Annotated in this window: 16 protein-coding genes and 1 pseudogene; 12 read left to right on the top strand and 5 right to left on the bottom strand. The window is 55.2% G+C overall.

All coding sequences use genetic code 11. The annotated features are described in order from the left end of the window. Positions 1-834 precede the first annotated feature (834 nt). From CFII64_RS27760 to CFII64_RS27750, 3 genes are all read left to right on the top strand, one after another. The gene (locus tag CFII64_RS27760; RefSeq protein WP_020294206.1) at positions 835-1,473 is read left to right on the top strand and encodes a ParA family protein; all 639 of its coding nucleotides are present in this window, start codon (positions 835-837) and stop codon (positions 1,471-1,473) included. Then, complete coding sequence (locus CFII64_RS27755; protein WP_020294205.1) at positions 1,470-1,781, top strand: hypothetical protein; 312 nt, start codon at positions 1,470-1,472, stop codon at positions 1,779-1,781. The genes CFII64_RS27760 and CFII64_RS27755 overlap by 4 nt, the downstream gene beginning before the upstream one ends. Positions 1,782-2,063: 282 nt before the next feature. Beyond that, entirely contained in the window at positions 2,064-3,092 is a 1,029-nt protein-coding gene (locus tag CFII64_RS27750; RefSeq protein ID WP_020294204.1) for a DNA replication terminus site-binding protein, read from the top strand. Here CFII64_RS27750 and CFII64_RS27745 read toward each other — a convergent pair. Further along, positions 3,067-4,275 carry a site-specific integrase gene (locus CFII64_RS27745; protein WP_020294203.1) on the bottom strand — a complete coding sequence of 403 codons (1,209 nt, stop codon included), beginning with the start codon at positions 4,273-4,275 and terminating at the stop codon, positions 3,067-3,069. The genes CFII64_RS27750 and CFII64_RS27745 overlap by 26 nt on opposite strands. Positions 4,276-4,677: 402 nt before the next feature. On the opposite strand from CFII64_RS27745, the gene CFII64_RS27740 reads away from it, so the two are divergent. The 7 genes and pseudogenes from CFII64_RS27740 to CFII64_RS29935 form a co-directional block, all read left to right on the top strand. Continuing rightward, positions 4,678-5,868 (top strand): hypothetical protein, encoded by a 1,191-nt coding sequence (locus CFII64_RS27740; RefSeq protein ID WP_020294202.1) that lies wholly within the window; start codon positions 4,678-4,680, stop codon positions 5,866-5,868. A 51-nt stretch (positions 5,869-5,919) separates the two neighbouring features. Further along, a complete protein-coding gene (locus CFII64_RS29945) occupies positions 5,920-6,063 on the top strand; it encodes an adenylyl-sulfate kinase (RefSeq protein WP_020294201.1) in 144 nt (47 codons plus the stop codon). Further along, on the top strand, positions 6,060-6,809 hold the full coding sequence (locus tag CFII64_RS27735) for a class I SAM-dependent methyltransferase (protein ID WP_020294200.1): 750 nt from the start codon (positions 6,060-6,062) through the stop codon (positions 6,807-6,809). The genes CFII64_RS29945 and CFII64_RS27735 overlap by 4 nt, the downstream gene beginning before the upstream one ends. A gap of 5 nt (positions 6,810-6,814) precedes the next feature. Continuing rightward, positions 6,815-9,130 carry a PEP-utilizing enzyme gene (locus tag CFII64_RS27730; protein ID WP_044901761.1) on the top strand — a complete coding sequence of 772 codons (2,316 nt, stop codon included), beginning with the start codon at positions 6,815-6,817 and terminating at the stop codon, positions 9,128-9,130. Between the two features lie 520 nt (positions 9,131-9,650). Then, positions 9,651-10,934 (top strand): ATP-binding protein, encoded by a 1,284-nt coding sequence (locus tag CFII64_RS27725; protein WP_020294198.1) that lies wholly within the window; start codon positions 9,651-9,653, stop codon positions 10,932-10,934. Positions 10,935-11,053: 119 nt separating this feature from the next. Continuing rightward, positions 11,054-15,832 (top strand): EAL domain-containing protein, encoded by a 4,779-nt coding sequence (locus tag CFII64_RS27720; protein WP_020294197.1) that lies wholly within the window; start codon positions 11,054-11,056, stop codon positions 15,830-15,832. 10 nt (positions 15,833-15,842) lie between these two features. After that, positions 15,843-16,099: pseudogene (locus CFII64_RS29935) on the top strand (IS110 family transposase); the annotation flags it as partial. A gap of 424 nt (positions 16,100-16,523) precedes the next feature. On the opposite strand, the gene CFII64_RS27710 reads toward CFII64_RS29935, so the two are convergent. Further along, positions 16,524-16,778: a hypothetical protein gene (locus CFII64_RS27710; protein ID WP_020294195.1), complete on the bottom strand. Its 255-nt coding sequence runs from the start codon at positions 16,776-16,778 to the stop codon at positions 16,524-16,526. Between the two features lie 213 nt (positions 16,779-16,991). Between CFII64_RS27710 and CFII64_RS27705 the strand changes: the two genes are divergently transcribed. After that, complete coding sequence (locus CFII64_RS27705; protein WP_020294194.1) at positions 16,992-17,255, top strand: DUF1652 domain-containing protein; 264 nt, start codon at positions 16,992-16,994, stop codon at positions 17,253-17,255. Positions 17,256-17,332: 77 nt separating this feature from the next. On the opposite strand, the gene CFII64_RS27700 is transcribed toward CFII64_RS27705, so the two are convergent. From CFII64_RS27700 to CFII64_RS27690, 3 genes are all read right to left on the bottom strand, one after another. After that, positions 17,333-17,767, bottom strand: a complete 435-nt coding sequence (locus CFII64_RS27700) for an NUDIX hydrolase (protein WP_020294193.1) — start codon at positions 17,765-17,767, stop codon at positions 17,333-17,335. A 228-nt stretch (positions 17,768-17,995) separates the two neighbouring features. Continuing rightward, complete coding sequence (locus CFII64_RS27695) at positions 17,996-18,205, bottom strand: hypothetical protein (RefSeq protein WP_020294192.1); 210 nt, start codon at positions 18,203-18,205, stop codon at positions 17,996-17,998. Between the two features lie 104 nt (positions 18,206-18,309). Then, complete coding sequence (locus CFII64_RS27690) at positions 18,310-18,576, bottom strand: hypothetical protein (RefSeq protein ID WP_020294191.1); 267 nt, start codon at positions 18,574-18,576, stop codon at positions 18,310-18,312. 162 nt (positions 18,577-18,738) lie between these two features. On the opposite strand from CFII64_RS27690, the gene CFII64_RS29930 reads away from it, so the two are divergent. After that, positions 18,739-18,882 carry a hypothetical protein gene (locus CFII64_RS29930; RefSeq protein ID WP_156883300.1) on the top strand — a complete coding sequence of 48 codons (144 nt, stop codon included), beginning with the start codon at positions 18,739-18,741 and terminating at the stop codon, positions 18,880-18,882. Positions 18,883-19,021 lie beyond the last annotated feature (139 nt).

The raw sequence follows: 19,021 nt of genomic DNA, 5'->3' as shown, positions 1-19,021 counted from the left end.
GCCGGAATTTGTAGTCGATAGAAGGGCTTGCGAAGGCTGGATTTGCGGCTGCGGCAGATGCCTGATGCGTATAGCCGGAATTTGTAGTCGTTAGCGGTCTTGCAAAGCGTGCTTGCGAGACGATCGGGTGGGGGTTTGCCTGTGGATAACAGCCGGAATTTGTAGTCGTAATAGCTTAAATTTGTAGTCGTAAGGGCTGGAATTTGTAGTCGCGTAGCCGGAATTTGTAGTCGTATAGCCGGAATTTGTAGTCGATGCACCTCTGGAGGCCACGTAAATCAAGGCCTGTAGAGGTGCTAAAAACAAGATTTAAAAACAAGCTTAAAAACAAGAAAAAAAGATTTTAAAAAGGGGCTCGAAGCTCATTTTTCTGATTTGGGAAAATCAAAAGCCACAGCCAAAAGCAAAATCATTAGCCGGGCTCCTCAGAGCGCGCACAAGCGACAAACTCTGAGATTGCCGAGCTGGTGCGTGAAGAAACCCTGTGTGGAGCGCTGAGAGGCCAATGAGCGCCCTAGACATCGGTTTGAACAGAATATCTGCGACAGGTTTCATGAACATTCCTGAGGATGGGCGGAATCTTTTTCGAAACACCCCGATCGGCAGCATCGATTGGTGTTTCAAAAACCGCGCCAGACCCATGAAGCATCGATGAACACAGTGATCAATCCTTGAAAAAGTTCAGGTAGATCTGTCGTGACCTATGCAAACGTCCTACACAAAAATAAGGGAGATCCTCCCCCTACAGGTATAGCTAGCTATCTATATAGATAGCTATACTGCTAGCTGTCTTATAGCTATATATATAGCTATACATTGGAATAGGGAACCACAGTGACCATTTTTGCTTGTGTAAACACCAAGGGCGGCGTTGGCAAAACGACAACGGCTGTGCACCTTGCAACGATGCTCGCAACACGCGGCAAAACTCTTTTGATCGATGGCGACCCGCAAGGCAGCGCCGCAAGCTGGGCTGCATGGCGTCGTGACAATCCGGAATACAGCCCAAGCCCGACGACTGTTTGCTTGCAAGGTAAAGCTATTAACTCTGAAGGTCGTCAGTTGGCCAGTTCTTATGAGCATGTCGTCGTTGATGCCGGCGGGCGTGATTCAGTAGGCCTGCGTTCAGCGTTGCTGTTGGCTGAAGTGGTGATCGTCCCGGTGGGTGCCAGTTCGTTTGACGCCGCTGCCATGACTGACCTGTTGACCGTCGTTGACCTAGCTCGTGATTACAATCCGGATCTCGACGTACGTATGCTGCTCTCCAGGGTCGATACCCGCACCAAAGACACAGGCGAAATGCTGGCCTTCCTTGAAGAGCAGTCATTCAGTGTGTTCAAGACCAAGATCTGTGAGCGTGTGGCCTTTCGCCGTTGCATCAGTGAAGGCGCCATCGTGCATGAGTTGCGACGCGACCACGCTGCTATCCAGGAAATGAACGCGTTCCTCGCTGAAGTCGAGGTGTTGGGATGATCAAGTCCAAGCCAGACATCAAAAGCTTCAACAAGGATCCTAACGATTTTCTCGAAGGAGGGGAGGCGGACAAGGCTTTGTCCAAATCACGCTCGGCTCCAGAGAGGGCCATCGTTGGAGACGCCACGACTTCTGCCATAGAAGCCTTCAAGCCGGAACCTACGGTGCAGAAATTGTTTCGCCTGCGGTGGGACATTGCCAACGCCTTGAAACTGGGTGCAGCTCAGGAGTCAGCAAAGACGGGCAAGCGCGTCACCGAGACCGATATCATCCAGCAGCTGCTGAAGAAGCATTACAGTCTCAAATAATATATATATCTATATAGCTAGCTATCTTTGATCCTTTATCCTTGGCGTCGAGTAACGCGAAACGCCACCGCAAAGCGAAGGCCTGAGCGTTGCAGGGCAGGGGGGATAGCTAGCTATATAGCTGGCTAGCTATCAATGATATGTTTAATACCACCCCTAACAGCCGATAGCCTGATTACTGCTCTTCCTTCCCTCGGCGTTTGCCTGCAGAAGATCAGAGGAGAAAGCGTTTTTCAAAGAAAACTGCTATGTTAGGGGTGGTATTAATAACTGGAGGCTTACATGCTGACGGATATCACGGCAATCCATGCGCAACTGGTCAGTAAACTCCACGCTTTTAATCAGATCTGGCCTGAATGGGTCGTCTCTGCGCGGGTCTGGCAGTTGCCTTTGTTGGCCGAACAAAAAGCGCCTGACTTGATTAAGGCTCAGCCCCTGGAAGGGGCCGCTGCGATTGAAGCAACGGTGCGCGCGATGACGCAGTTTGAACGGGTGCCTGGCCAGGCACCGGGAACGGTGATGCGATTGCCAGGTTACTTCACGCTCAACCGAAGCGTCTTGCCTTGGGTACAAGAGATAAACCAGCTGAAAGATGAGCTGATGGCCGCGATTGAACGCACGCGAATTGAGCTCAATCTGGCGCCTACCGCGCGCTCAAAAATCCTGCGCCAGGCGTTAGGTGCACAATTCAGCATGAAGCAGTTGGCGCGTCATACTCAGGTGTTCGATATCTGTCCGCGGTTGATTGTGTTCACCTGGGCGGGTCACACCACGGGAGGCGAACGTGTCGCGGTGGGCAAAGTTCGGGAGTTGCTGAGCAAGGCCGCCGAGCAGCAGTCCGCCAAGGAAAGCATCGATATAGGACAAACCTTGGCTGGGGCTGAGCTGCGCCGCATCGTCAATCTGGCCGATCAGGCAAACCTGATCAAATACAAGAAGGTTGCTCCGCATCCACGGGCGATGGTGTATTTCTCGGCGAGCTCGCGGTACGACGCGATGATTCACAGCAACCTGCCGATGTTCGTCCTAGCGGGTGAAGAGCCCACCACCGTACATGAGTTGCGCCACTTTGATCGGCATGCCCGTCAGGCTGAGCGGCCTGACAAGAAGTCACGGATCGAGATCATCCCCCGCATGAACCTGTACCTCAACCCCGATGATCTGGTGGGCCAGCGCAAGACAATCGTGCCTGTCAGTAAACCCAGCGATGTCGCTTCGACGTATTCGGGCAACGTCCACAAGGATCCCGTTACGGCTCGTCCTGCAGAAGACGCACAGCTCGGTCTCAATCTGGCTCCGGACAAGGATTGAACACCTCGGCCGCGCCAGCCTGGATATACGCGGCCCACTCGCTCATCAGCTGCCGGCGCTTTTCCAGCAAATCGCCACGGTTATAAGCGGCCTCGACTTTATCTTCCAGCGAGTGGGCCAGAGCCATTTCACAGACTTCGCGGGGAAACAGTGTGTTTTCTGCGGCCCAGGTACGGAACGTGGAGCGAAAGCCGTGGGGTACGAATTCGCCGGCCTGCAGTTGCTGCATGACCCGCCGCAGCGCATTGCCCGGCAAGCTCGCGGAGTGTCTGGCATTGGGGAACACATACAGCGGATGCTTGCCTCGTTGCTGCTCCAGAACCTGGATCGCGCCTGGGCATAACGGGACACGATGCGTTTTGCCGGCCTTCATGCGCACCGCATCAATGATCCATAAACCCGTAGCCAGGTCAAACTCGGACCAACGCGCATCGCAAACTTCCGAGCTGCGGCAAGCGGTGTAGATCAGCAGTTCACAGGCCCGCGCCGCAGTACTGGCCAAGCTGTCCAGCCGGCGAATAAAGGGGCCGACTTCCTCAGCCGGCATGGCGGAAAATGGCATTTTTGCGTGTTTCTGCCGGGGCAAGAGTTTGTCGAGATGGCCACGCCAGCGCGCCGGGTTTTCGCCCTCGCGCAATTTACGCGCCTTGGCCGCATCGAGCACCAGCTCCATGCGGTTACGTAATCGAAAGGCGGTCTCCGGAATGTTGTTCCATATGGGCGTGAGCACGTCCAGCACATGCTCGGTATCAACGCTGGCCACCGGCATGTCACCCAGCAACGGGTACACGTGATCGCGTAGCGTATGCGACCACTGCTGGACATGCCTGGCATTTTTCCAGCTTTGCCGATGGGTTTTGATGTAGCGTTCGGCTTCGATGCGGAATGTTACAACCGCCGGTCCAGGCAACGTTTGCGGCACACCCAGCAAAGCCCGCTTGCTCAGCGGATCAATGCCCTGGGACAGATCCAGCCGATGAGTGTCGACCGCAAGCCGCGCGGCCTTGAGGGACACGGCCGGGAACGCACCCAAACCCAGGTCATGACGTCGATTATTGAGCTGATAGCGCAGCAGCCATTTCTTGGTACCCAAGGCGCTGACTCGCAGGATCAAGCCACGCTCATCGTGGTAGCTGCCGGGCTTTTCGATGGTCCTGACGAAGGACTGCGTCAGTTTGCTCATTTTTGGTTCTTCTGGGGATTAGTCAGGCGGATGCTGAATTCTACAGCGGAATGTACGCGGAGTATCCCTCTGCGTACATCTGTAAATAATCGCCGTGGCCACTGGAAATCACAGCAGAACATTATCCGGGCCCCACATTCAGACCCACGTCCACAGCTGCGACAAATTCACCCGCCAGCGTAGTGTCATTCTGACCGCACGTGGTATATTCATGGCGCTTATGATCCAGAGACACTCTGTTCATAGCATTTAATAATGCATCTTGGTTGATGCCGTACAACAAGGACGTATACGTGCAGAAGGGAGATGCATCAAGCCAAACCAATGTTTCTCCACCCCTGTGCGCATACTTGGCCTGAGCCCAGCTTGTCTGTGGTTGCCTTTGAAGGTGCACATTTAATCATGAAAAATATTTACTTGATCAGTAACGTCAAGGATGGCGGCAAGACTTATCTCGAATATCTGCTGCCAGCACTGAACGCGTTTCGTAATAAATATAACTGTATAGTACTCCAGACCAGTACGACCGGAATAAGCAATTACGAAGCCGGACAAATTTTAAACTATCCAGTCCAAGAGGTAGACCTGCTGTTTATCGCTCAACTGGAATCTCAGATAGTTATTTCGAACGATGCGATAATTGGCGCACTGTTAGATGAGTCGAGTTTTGGTATTTTTATTGCCCACGGCAATGTGGGCATGCCGGTCAAGGACAAGCAATATTTCGCCGATTTGATATCCTATTGGGATGTCGTTGTCTCTTCTTCTCGGTCACTTTCTGACCTGATCAATGCAGGTTTAAAGTTCTACAGGCATGACCGGGCTGTATTGCGTATTCCGTCCAAAAGAAAATCTCGTCGGTCCGATCTTCGGATGACAACTGTGGTATCGACATTACCCGTTAAAATCCCGGCACCGTTTAGCTCCGCTCCGGAGCTTAGAGAAACGTCGCAAGAATATACAGTGGGTCTCCTGCCGACCCAAATTGGAATATGCCCGGACGGCGCCTCTCTGTTTGAATGTATGAACGTGGTTATTAATACGGTGAAGGCTCGGATTCCCCACGCGAAGTTTATCCTGCGTCCCTATATGACGGATTTTGACCATCCCTATGTGGAGGAAATGTTTGAACAGCTTCACCAATATCCATGGATATCAATAGATAACACCAGGCAAAGCAGTAAAGAATTTTACCAGCGCTGCGACACTATCATTACCGATGCGTCCAGTGGCGGTGTTTCTTTTATGCTCAATACCGGCAGATTGCCTATTTATTATGTCCCGAATGTTGATGAGGACAATATGATCGTCAAGACCTGGCTGGAACAAATGGGCGGTTTTCTGCCGATAGCCCGAACCAGCGATGAGCTTGAGGATTTACTGTTCGGCTTTGAACTCCTCACCCGCGAGCAGCGCTATTCGATATATAAGAATTTTTATGACGCTGAATACAGCGGACAGTTTTACCCTAACGAAGTGTTTCAAGACCTGATCCAGAAAAAACATCAGTCAGATTTTCGCTACTCTTCCACTAACGCGCTCGGTGAAATGGTCAGAAGTGGAATCAAGGTCCCGAATGAACCCAGGAGTTGACATGCGCTTTAGGCAGACAACACACCCGATTTGAGCATGAGTCTGTTTCATATGGAAAAGAATATTGCCGGTCTCGATTTACCCATCGATGAGCCGGACGCAGCTGACTGGGTAGTGGAGTTTGATTCTCACCGCTCGCCACAGATCTTGGCTGATGACTTATTACATCATTTTTATAAAAGGAAGCTGGTATGAAAACCGAATGGGACTACACCACCCTGGCCGATGCCTATCTGAAAAGACCCGACTACGCTGATGCCGCAATCGACGCCATGCTTTCGATTGCCGGTGCCGAGAAAGGCGACAAGTTTTGCGATGTCGGTGCGGGCGTTGCGCATCTGACCATGATGCTGGCAGCTCGTGGCCTGGACGTTGTAGCTGTTGAACCCAATGATGCGATGCGGGGCAATGGCATCAAGCGTACCAGCGATCTGGTCAATGTCAGCTGGCATGAAGGCACCGGCGAAGTTACGGGGCAATCATCCGCTGCTTTCGACATGGTCACCTTTGGCAGCTCCTTCAATGTTTGCGATCGCCAGCAAGCCCTCAAGGAAACGGCGCGCATTCTGAAACCACGCGGCTGGTTTGCCTGTATGTGGAATCATCGCAATCTTGATGACCCGATTCAGAGCCGGATCGAGGCCATCATCAAGGAGCGGGTAGAGGGTTATGGCTACGGCACACGACGTGAAGATCAAACGGCGGTAATCGATGCCAGCGCACTGTTCGGTGCGGTTGTTCATCTTGATGCGCGGGTCATTCACGAGCAAAGCATTGCAGAGTGTCTGGAGGCGTGGCGCTCCCATGCGACGCTGGAGCGCCAGGCCGGTGCGCAATTCCATGAGGTTATCAGCGCAATCGCTGACTATCTAAACAGCCTTGATACAGCCTCGATCCAGATTCCGTATTCAACCAATATCTGGGTTGCTCAGTTGAGATAATGCTAATGGCGCTGCATTTCTCTACAAAGGCTGACACGTTGGTCAGCCTTCAAGAGCGGCTCACCTCAGCTCGCATTGCTCCGCTGTTGTCATTTACCGTGAGGGAATGGCACAGGGGAAAGCAGGCCTGTTTTCGGGATATCCGAGGGCGGCTAGGCAGCGGGCCGTGGATCGTACGCTCCAGTTGTCTGCGCGAAGATGGCACGCAAGCGTCCAACGCGGGGGCTTTTCTGTCGATCCTTGGGGTCGCTGAAGCGGAGTTGGAATCGGCGATTGAACGAGTGATCGCCAGTTATGGCGATGCACCTCTGGAAGACGAAGTACTGATTCAGCCCATGTTGGAGAATGTGGTGCGCTCAGGCGTTGCCTTTTCCCACGACCCCAATACCTGTGCGCCTTATCGGGTGCTCAACTGGTCGGAAGGCAGTGACACCGAATCGGTCACCGGCGGCATGGGCGGGCGGTTGTGGCAGCAAGCCGCACGCAGCGAAGTGCCGCCACCCAGGAACCTGATGCCCATTATCGCGCTGCTCGAAGAGTTGCTCGTCTTGTTCGACGGCGCACCTGTCGATTGCGAGTTCGCCGTGACACGCGAAGCAGAGGGCGAGGTGCTGTGGCTACTGCAAGCCCGGCCATTGATTCTGCAAACACCCCCGCAATCAGACCTGGATCAGGCCGCTCAGCTGAGCAGTATCGAGGACAAAGTCGCGCGTGGCATGCGACCGCACCCGTTCCTGATGGGCCAGCGCACCGTCTATGGCGTGATGCCGGACTGGAATCCGGCCGAGATTATCGGCATCCGGCCCAAACCGCTGGCACTCTCGTTGTACCGGGATTTGGTCACTGACTCGATCTGGGCTTACCAGCGCCATAACTATGGCTACCGCAACTTGCGCAGTTTTCCGCTGATGCCGCATTTCTTCGGGTTGCCGTATATCGATGTGCGCCTGTCATTCAACTCTTTCATTCCCGCAGATCTTGATGAGGGGCTGGCCGGGCGGCTGGTTGATTACTATATCGAGCGGCTGTTGGCCGAACCGACACTGCACGATAAGGTCGAGTTCGAAATTGTATTCTCGTGCTACACCCTGGACTTATCGCAGCGACTGGAGCGTTTGGCCAGTGCCGGTTTTCTGCAGCACGAGCTGGACGCGATCAGCACCAGTCTGCGCAAGCTAACCAATCGCATTGTTCACCCCAAGGACGGCTTATGGCGCGCTGATGCTCACAAGCTTGAAACCCTCAATGCCCGTCGAGAAGAGTTGCTGAACTCCAGCGCCGATCCCTTGGAGCGCATTTACTGGCTGCTGGAAGATGCCAAACGCTACGGAACCTTGCCATTTGCAGGTCTTGCGCGTGCAGGATTCGTGGCGGTGCAGATGCTTAAATCCCTGGTGAGCGTGGGCGTGTTCTCGCAGGCTGACTACGACTGCTTCATGGCGGGGGTATCAACCGTCAGCGGCCAATTGGCACGTGATCGGGCGACACTGGACAAGGCGACGTTCCTTGCGCGCTACGGCCACTTGCGCCCGGGCACCTACGACATCCTGTCGCCCCGTTATGACGAGGCGCCGGAGCTCTATTTCGACTGGACGCAGCGTCCAGCCGCACCGGATCCGGTTCAACCCTTTTCGTTGACCCTTCCCCAGATGCGGGCAATCGTGAAGCAGCTCGAAGACCACGGCTTGCAGCCTGATTCGGTCGGTTTGCTGGACTTCATGCAAGCCGGAATCGAGCTGCGGGAGTTGGCCAAATTTCACTTCACTCGCAATCTCTCGGATGCATTGGCTTTGATTGCCGAGGTCGGCGCGCAACATGGCATTGGCCGTGAAGACATGGCTTATTGCGACATCGGCGTCTTCAAGGAGCTGCACGTGGCCGCCGTTGACGCCAAAGACCTGCTGCTGCGCAGTATTGAGCAGGGCAGATCCCGCTATGAAAAAACCCTCAAGCTCGCATTGCCGCCAGTCATTACTCGACCTGAAGATGTCTGGTCTTTCGAATGGCCGGAAACAGAGCCCAACTTCATCACCCAGAAACAGGTGACGGCGCCTGTGACGAGCAGCAGTGACCGAGAAAGGCTCGCCGGCGCGATTGTCTGCATCCCCAATGCGGACCCAGGATTCGACTGGTTGTTTGCCTATCCGATTGCCGGCTTGATAACGGCCTGGGGCGGCGCCAACTCACACATGGCGATTCGTGCGGGTGAACTTGGCCTGCCAGCGGTCATTGGTGCCGGTGAAGTGCTCTATCGCCGCTGGTCGGTGGCTCGACGCCTGCATCTGGACTGTCCCGGCCGCTGGGTGGAGATCCTCGAATGAAGGTGGTGTTGGGCAGAAGTGGTTCGGCTTGGCTCGGCGCTCACGTCAGAACAGTGTGACAAGGCGCATATGACCAATACGCTTGGGCAGGTCATTGAAGCCGGTCGAATCCCGATACAAGCCTTGCCATACACCGGGCAATGGGGTGAGGTCGACTCTTCTGAAGATCTGTTTCTGTATCAGTAAACGGGCTGGCCAGGCGGCGGGGAGGGTAACTGGATTCTGACCGCCAGAAACGCCGCCAATGCCTTTGCCCGGCAACACCTAAAAGCGCAAAAAAGTAAACCGCCCGCGTAATGAAAATAGCCAGATCACCTCTTAATGTGTACACCGACAGCTGAATTAATTGCTCGCCGCCCGGTCGCATATTTGAAGATCCCGCTATTTTCAAACATGAAATATTTTTCGGAAAAACACTCAATAAGATGTTCGATTAATTTTTTAAAATCCAATTGGAATGGTCAGCTGAGTGCATTAAGCTTTCTCGGCCTTCAGGCGTTTCAGGCAACGGGGATCCAGGATGGAAGGCGGGAAAATATATTCCAATGGTGCTTATATCGAGCCTGTCGATGTCGGCATTATTATTCTGGATTCTGAATTACGCATTCAGTACTGGAACAGTTTTATCAGTGTTGCCGGCCAGAAAGACCTGAATCAGGCCTTGCACCTTCCATTTGTCAGCGTGTTTCCAGAGGCAGACACGCCACATCTGAGCGCGATGATCAGCAAAGTGCGCAATGAGGGCGTGCACGTTTATACCCAGTGGCGTGAAACACCTTACCTGATTCGCTTGACCAGCTCTGCAGCCGGCCATCCGGCTACTTTGATGCTGCAAAGTACGCTGCTGTTTCCATTTATCCAGGCCAATGGGGTGCTCTGCTTCGGGCTGCTGCTCTACGACAGCACGGAGTTCGCCCGGACTCATGAGCCCCTGAGCGCGGCACTGCAGGCGCTCAATACCAAACAGCTGGAACTGGATCACAGTGTCAGCAAACTGGAGAAAGCCCACGTCCAGTTGCTGCAATCAGAACGTCTGGCGGCGATAGGTCAACTGGCCGCCGGCGTCGCCCACGAGATTAACAACCCCATCGGTTATGTATTTTCGAATTTGAAAACCCTGGCCGGTTATGTCGATGATTTGCTGCGCATCGTCGATGCCGTGGACACGGTGGCAAGTCTGGATGAGCTGCGCAAACTCAAGCAAAGCCTGGAATATGACTATATTCGCAACGACGTCGAAGCCTTGATTGTCGAGTCCGAAGATGGCATTGGTCGGGTGAAGAAAATCATCACTGCGCTCAAGGACTTCTCCCATATTGAAGAAGAGGCGTTTTTATTGGCGGACCTGCAGCGGGGCCTGGACTCCACGCTGAACATGGTCAACAACGAACTCAAATACAAGGCCGAAGTGGTCAGGGAGTTTGTTGAATTGCCCGAGGTGCAATGTATCCCGTCGCAGATCAATCAGGTCGTGATGAACCTGTTGATCAATGCCGCGCATGCCATCGAGCAGTTTGGCGTCATTACGTTACGGTGCGGTCATGAAGGCGATTGGGTCTGGGTGGAAGTGCAAGACACCGGCAAAGGCATAGAACCTGCGGTGCTCAACCGTATTTATGACCCGTTCTTCACCACCAAACCCGTCGGGGAGGGGACCGGCCTGGGCTTGACCCTGTCGTACAACATTGTGCAAAAACACCACGGTCGACTGGAAGTACACAGTGAGCCCGGGCAAGGTTCGCGCTTTCGCTTGTGGCTCCCGCTGCGTCAGCCCGATACTGCCTTCGCGAGTGGCCAGCAATGACCGAAACAGTTGGAATCCTGCGACCGTTCAAGGCGGCCGGCAATACCATGGCAACTGCACATCCTTGAAATCACCCCCCGTAGACCGTTGTAACTCCGAGCCGTGATGTAAGGAATGTGATGAAAAACCGCTACGTAGTTGCCCAGATCTACATCCACCTCGTTGCCTTCACTCTGGTTGCTTTCAGTGTGATCGGGCTGATCGGTTTTTTGTTGATTGACCCTTCAAGCCGCCTGAAGGTGGAGTACCTTTCCGACGCCCCGCTGGCGGCATTATTGATCGCGGCCGGTTTGCTGGGTGCGGCTCATAACCGTCATCGCCTGAGCGTGGTGTTTGCCGGGCTGCTGATTGCGCTGTGCGCCTATAACATCGGGCATAACCTGATTTCATCCTCAATGGAGTCGGGTATTTCCTGGGTCAGCGGCTTGCATCTCATGCGCAGCCCATTGGCCGTGCTGTTGACCCTGATCGGGCTTGCCATCGCCTTTGCCCATCGCGTGACAGCGGGCAGGTGGTTCACTCAGTGCAGTGGTGCGCTGCTGATCCTGCTGATTGTTCTGAGCCATGTAACCCCCTGGTGGCAGGAGCTAAGCATCGAGCAAATAGGTTTCCGGCCCGAGCTCAATTACATCGCCCATCTGCTGATTGTGTTTACCAGCGTCGCGCTTATCTTGCTGCCACGTCTCCCCGCCAACCGGACCTTGCTGCTGGATCGATTGACGCTGCTGGCGGGCGCCATCGGCGCACTGATCACGGTGCTGACCTGGTATCTGCTCAGCCAGCAGCACTTCGCCAATCAGGATCCGGCCGACAGTTTTGCCGTGGAATACCTGCCCAACCTGATTCTCGGTCTGGGCCTGATCTTCACCTTTCTGATCATGACCAGCCAGCGTCTGGCCCGACTGGCCATCAAACATGCGCAGCACTTGAACGTAAGCAATCTGGCGCTGCAGGCCAGCCTGCGCGAGCACGCCAGCCTGCAGGCGCTGAACCTGCGCATCATGGAGTTTTCCGACGACATCCTGTGCTCGCTGGATGAACACAGTCGGTTTACCCAGCTGAGCCCATCAACCGCCAGCGTGCTGGGCTATCGCCCGGACGAGATGATCGGCCAGTCGCTGTTCGACTATCTGCTGCCCGAAGACCGGCCACTGACCCAGATCACCCTGCAAGCCATGATCGATGCCGGCGAGCGGCATAACTTTCGCGGCAGTTGCCGACGCCAGGACGGCACCGTCGTGCACCTGCACTGGTCGGGCCGCTGGTCCGCCAGCGAGCGCACGCTGTACGCCATGGCGCATGACGTCACGCCGTTGGTGGACAGCGAAAGCTTCGCCAGGGAGCAGCGCGACATCCTCACCATGATCTCCACCGATCAGCCGCTGGCGCAGATCCTCAACAGTGTTTGCGTGCTGGCCGAATCCCAGGCGGCGCAAAGCATGTGTTCGGTGCTGCTGGTGGACAAGGCACAAAAACACCTGCTGCTCGGTTCGGCGGCAAGCCTGCCGCTGGCGTTTACCCGGTCGCTGCATGGCATGGCCATCGGTCCCCGGGACAGTGCCTGCGGCACGGCCGTGTTTCGGCGCAAGCTGGTGATCAGCGATGACATCGACAGCGATCCGCTCTGGGAGACCCTGCGCAAGCCGGCGTTGAACAACGACCTGCACGCCTGCTGGTCGATCCCGCTGATTTCCCATCGCGGTGAAATGCTCGGCGCGTTCGCCATGTATCACCGGATTCCGCTCGCCCCGACCGCCGGTCACTTGCAATTGATCACCACCGCCAGCCAGCTCGCGGCCCTGGCCATTGAGCACCTCAATGACCGGCTGCGGTTGCAACAGAGCGAGCAGCGCTACCGTTCCCTGTTCACCTTCAACCCGGACCCGGTGTTTTCCTTCGATCTGCAAGGCCGTTTTACCAGCATGAACCAGGCAGGGTGTGAGCTGGCGGGCTACAGCGAAGAAGAGTTGCTCAGCGAGCATTTGTCGCTGCTGGTACACAACGAAGACCCGTCGAAACTCGCCGACTACATCAGCACCACCATCACCGGCGGTTCGCTGCGCGATGAAGGCCTGCTGCGCACGCGCGACGGTCAATTGATCGACGTGGGCCTGACGCATTTGCCGATCATCATCGATGAAAAGGTCGTCGGCGGCTTCGGGATCGTCAAGGACTTCAGCGAGCGCAACAGAACCCTGAGCGCCTTGCGCGAGGCGTTGCAACACTCTGAGCACCAGGCCGAACTGCTCGGCGGCTTGAGTGAAACCGCCGTGAACATCAACAGCATCATCAACAGTCACACTCACAACGATACCTTGCTCGACTACATGGCCGAACGCTTACGTCTGTTACTTGGCGCCCATCAGTCGGTCATCGATTTGAACGAGACAGCAGACGGCGCGCCGGCCATTCATTCGGTATCGCTGTCCGAGAAATATGCCGACTGGCCCTACGAATCCATTGCCGCCGACGATCTGGATTTCAACGCCAAGATCCGCGACACCAACCAGCCGATCCTGCTGACCCGCGACGAACTGGACAACCATTCGCGCTGGTACGCAAAAGGCGCCATGACCCGCACTTCGCCGGCCAAACGCGGCTGGCTGGCCGTGCCGCTCAAGGACCATGACGGGACCAACCTGGGCCTGTTGCAGCTCTCGGACAAGTACGAAGGCGAGTTCGACCAGGATGACCTGGCCATCGCTCAGCAGTTTGCGCAAATGGCCGTGGCGGTCATGAAAAACAGCCAACTGGTCCAGGCCGTCCTGGCCGGCGAGCGGCGTCTGCAAACCCAACTGGAATTCACCTCGGCCATCACCAACAGTGTCAGCGAAGGCTTGCTGGCGGTGGACCGCAAAGGCCTGCTGACCTTTATCAATCCGACGGCGGCCGACTTGTTGAACCAGCCGGCCGACGCGCTGGTGGGCCAGGCCCTGGAGCATTATCTGCCGCTGGCCCTGAGTGACAGCCAGCACAGCGCGCGCACCAGCAGTTACCACGGCGAAGTCAGCCGCTGGCGAGTGCCGCAGGGCGAACGTTACCTGGCGTTCGATAGCGCGCCGTTGATCAACGAGGAAGGACCGCAAGGCTGGGTGGTGGCGCTGCGCGATGTCTCCGAGCAGAAACGCGTTGAGTCGGAACTGGCCTATAACGCCAGCCATGACGTCCTGACCGGGCTGCCCAATCGCACGTTGCTGGAAGATCGCCTGATTCAGGGCTGCAAGATCAGCCACCGCTACAATCGCACCCTGGCGGTGATGTTCATCGACCTGGACGGTTTCAAGCCGATCAACGACAGCCTGGGCCACAGCATCGGCGATCTGATCCTGATCGAAGTCGCGCGGCGCATGGAGCAACAGGTGCGCCCCGGCGATACCGTGGCGCGTCTGGGCGGTGATGAATTCATCGTCATTCTGCCGGACCTGGCCAAGGCTGAGGATGTGTTGCTGGTGGCCAACCGTTTGATCGAAAACATTGGCCGCGTCTACAAGATCGAGGGCACTGAGCTGCAGATCACCGCCAGCATGGGTATTACCATGACCGATGGAAGCATCGAACAGCCGATGCATCTGATTCAGCAGGCCGATCTGGCCATGTATAAAGCCAAGCGCCAGGGTAAAAACAGCTATCAGTGGTACACCGAAGACCTCAATCAGAAAGTCAGCGAGCGGGTTTATCTGCGTAACGAACTGCAAAAAGCGATCGAAGCCCAGGCCTTGCAGCTCTACTACCAACCGCAGATCGATGCGCGCAGCGGCCGGGTTACCGGCTATGAAGCGCTGATGCGCTGGCACCATGCCGAGCATGGTTTCATCCCGCCCATCCAGTTCATTCCCGTTGCCGAAGACACCGGCCAGATCATTCCCATGAGCGAATGGGCGCTGATTACCGCCTGCCAGCACGCACGTCTGTTATTCGATCAGGGCTGGAAGAATCAGGTCATGGCGGTGAATATTTCTCCGCTGCAATTCCAGCGGGCGAACTTCATCAACTTCGTGCAAGCCACGCTGCAAAGCACTGGTTTACCCGCCGAACTGCTGGAGCTGGAGATCACCGAGTCGGTGTTGATGGACAACGCCGAGAAGGCCATTCAGACCCTGAAATCGCTGAAGAAAATCGGTGTGCACATCGCTATCGACGACTTCGGCACCGGTTTTTCCAGCCTCAACTACCTCAAACGCCTGCCCATCGACAAGGTCAAGATCGATCGCTCTTTCGTCCAGGAAATCATCAGCGACCGCAACGACGCCGCGATTACCCAAGGCATCATTTCCATGGCCCACCACTTGGGCCTCAAGGTGATCGCCGAAGGCGTGGAAAACGAGCCGCAGTTCGATTTCCTGAAGAAGAACCAGTGCGACGCGTTCCAGGGCTATTACTTCGCCAAGCCGATGCCGCTCAAGGATCTGGAAATATTCCTCCACGAGCAGCAGCAGCGCCTTCAATTGCAACGCCCGACCCAAGGCATCAATGCCAGCGGGCAAACCCTGCTGCTGCTGGATGACGAGGAGAACATCCTGCGCGCCTTGAGCCGCGTGCTGCGCCGTGACGGCTACCAGATCCTGACCGCCAGAAACGCCGCCGATGCCTTTGCCTTGCTGGCCAAGCATGACGTGCACGTCATCCTGTCCGACCAGCGCATGCCGGAAATGAATGGCACCGAATTCCTCAGCCGGGTCAAGGATCTGTACCCCGCAACCGTGCGCATTGTGTTGTCAGGCTACACCGATCTGAAGTCAGTGACCGACGCGATCAATCAGGGCGCGATCTACAAGTTTCTCACCAAGCCATGGGACGACAAGGAACTGCGCACCACCATCGCCCAGGCGTTTCAACACCATGATCTGATCATGAAAAAGGATGAAAGTCCGGCGGCGGGTGAGTTTAAGGAAGGTTGACCTGACCCTCCTGAATCGAGAAGCCCAAGCGTTGAACCATGCCGCGCCCAATGCGCGCAATGATAAAAGCTTCATCGGAGCAGCCGTCGTTCGCTCTTGGTAAAGAATGGACATCAGCTTTGCGATCAAGGCTACTGTCACCAATTGGCCCGTTTGATCTATGCAGTGTTAACCAGGGGATGGTGTTTATGCAGCCAAGACCCAGGCAGACAGATGCGGGCATTGCTGCGCAAGTCACGCACGCTGGGACCGGAGAAAGCTGCGTAATCTTTTCGACGCAGATTAGTGGTTTATTTTAAGTTTACTAGGCCAAGTGGGCCACAATCCCACTCACTAATGAGACCCAAGGTAAGGAGGTAGGGTTCACTAGAATTTAGGTTGCAGTACACGTGCTACACCATCTAGTCCGATTTCTTCACTGTCAAACACTCCCCGTTCTTCACTCCGCAGTGGCGTGATTAGGCCCGCTGATTTCAGCAGCCTTGCACGTCGATTAAACCCCGGCCATCTGGCGCATGGTGCCAAACCTGCCCTTTGAGCAAAACGTCGCTCTGAGTCTTTGAGCGCACAGCGGCCTCACTGTATCCCGACTCGGCGGAGAACTTCCTAATTGTCAGATAGCGCGTCAACCACTCCGCTATGGCGTGTGCGATCACTTCGCTGCCTGGGCATACGAGCAGCGTTAATCGAATCACAATGTCTGCTTTTGCGGTTCTACCGGCGCGGCTTGAGAAATCCTGACAATCAAGTCAACCATGCCCTCGGCGATTTCGTCGGCATTCTCTTGGAGCACATCCAGGTAGGCTCCGATGCTAAGTGCCGTGCCTACGTCGCCCTGTCGGCTGATCCAAATTCGAATCTCGTCGACGGCAGATCCAAGGGCGTTGATATTTCGGTTTAGTCGCACGAGCAAAGCGGCGGTTGGATCGCGGGGCAAGGCAGACATATTGTTTCCTCCATTGATGAGGAAAGCTTAGGCCATAGACGTTGGAAGAGCTGGCGAGCTGACGAATCGCAGGCAAAGAAGACCCGCGCTTACCGAGCGCGGATTGGCAATATTTGGTACAGCTCTGTCGGGCCCATACCCATTCGGTAACGTTACTTGAACGTTTCCTTTCTCGATCCGTCCACCACTCACAATGAGAAAAGGAATGCTGCCATGATCTCTCCCTTGGAGCTTTGCCAAATAATTGAATCGGCCTTTTTGCCAACTAGGTGCGTATGCAAAATCGATGGTGAGGGCCGTATGACGGTCAACCTCTACCCTTCGCAGAAGGGGCACGCGTCGTTTTTCGTCGATGGGATACGCGTCGATACACTTTCCTCGAGCCGTGCTATTGCGAACTTGGTATCCGAGTTAAGGCTGGAATTTTCGCAAAAGGGGCTGCCGGACCACTCAATGCGTAAAGCAGTGCGGCGTTAGCCCCTCGCCAAGCGTAGAACAACCACCAAAGCTGTTGGCGAGCTTACAACTCGAAGCCGCTGGAACTGCCCAACGTCTCAACAGGTGACGAAATATTGAGTAGTCTTGGGCGAAGGCTGTCCGGTTGAGCGTTGGTAACGCCAACATTCCGGCTGGAAATCGGAGAAACCCTTTACGATTTCCTTAGCCGCCTTGCTCAGTTCGGGATTGCGAAAATGCTTTCGAAGCAGCCACCTGCAAGCTGAGATTTCATTGCTTGCCGCCGGCTTATCACCCGGCTGAAGCTGGGCCATAAAAACAAAGTGCGTTGTATCTTCTCTCTCATATCGGGCGAGATAGATAAGGTCTCGAGCCGCCATCCCTGTTTCTTCCTCAAGCTCACGTAACGCCGCGTCGCTGGGCGACTCCCCACGCTCTATCTTGCCGCCCGGCAACGTCCAATTAGCGCCGGGTTTTCGCACGCAAAGGACATAGTCGTTTTTTCGACAAATAACGGTAGCCCTGGCTTTCATCTCGCCCTCCTTCAGCATTGCTGTAAGACGCTAAAAGTGTGACGGCAAATTCAAAGCAAAATTCAGGATTCGGTCTGTTGATTAACGAGCGCCTCCGACGGACAGATCACGGCTGTGAGCCTATATGGTCGTTAACAAAACCGGGCTGCAAACATTCCATGCGTCGTGATCTACTGGTACGCGACGGTCCATGACCTACAGATCTCGCCACCGCGTACTCGGCTAAGGTCAATCTTTACCGTCTTTTTCGGCCTCGCCAGCAAGAATCCTTAACTGGGATGAAGTGCGGAGCAGTCGACCTATCAGGTCTGATGTTTCGGCATCCATCAATCCTTCAGCTTCCCGTAGCTTCCCCAAGCCGGCTGCAGAGAATTCGAATTCTTCTGCCAGCCTAGAAAGCTCTGAAACCATTCGCGCCCTGGCAATTTCAGTACTCATTATCACGCTCCTGTTACAGCCTGCCGCTCTTAGAAGTGGAAAGCATAGACGTCAATGAAAACTCCGATAGAGCAGGTTTTTCTGCCTCTGCTAGTGAACTGAATTTATCCCCGCATCAGCTCCTTAACGCAGTGACCAATAACGGCCTCGTTACTCTTAAGCGGCTTGAGGCGATCACGTACGCTTTGTGCTATTTCGGCGGAGCCGGTGGATTCCACCCAGTCGGTAAGATCATTGATGGCTTCAGCGAGGGCCGTCTGATTGCTTAGGAGCGCATGAAGCAGACTTGCAATTGTTTCGGTGCTTTTCATTGCAGGCTCCGGCAGAAGGAGCGGAGCATACATCTGCAATGCGATAATGCCATCATCCATTTGTCGCTCTGGCGGCGCGTGGCGCACCTCGATTTTGGCTGGTCTGATAAGTAGTCTCAGCGAGACCACACCAGCTAACTGAGACTACCAATTCAGGTAATCCTGACGTGATGTGGAGAACCGCAGCGTGCGCAAGTTGCGCCGACAGTTAGATTTGTAACCATGAGCGTAACCATGGCGGGCGTAACCCTGAGCCTACCCAGCGATAACCCACGTCGGCCCAACAGCCTCGTGGCCGTCACTCATGCCAGCCCCGACTTCATCCTTGGTGTCGCTGATCGGGTTGCTGTACCAGGGATTATCTGACTGGGACGCGGCGGGTGCCTGGCTTGCTGGCTTATTGCCAGCATCGGGATAGGCGTCCCACCAGTTCGCCTGCTTCAGAGTAGGAGGCGTGGCGTTTGGCACTGGTTGCTGGTCTTGCGCTTGCTCCGGCAGTATCTGT

This window comes from Pseudomonas sp. CFII64, from assembly GCF_000416235.1.
Classification (GTDB): domain Bacteria; phylum Pseudomonadota; class Gammaproteobacteria; order Pseudomonadales; family Pseudomonadaceae; genus Aquipseudomonas.
This window is presented reverse-complemented; position numbering and strand designations above follow the sequence as displayed.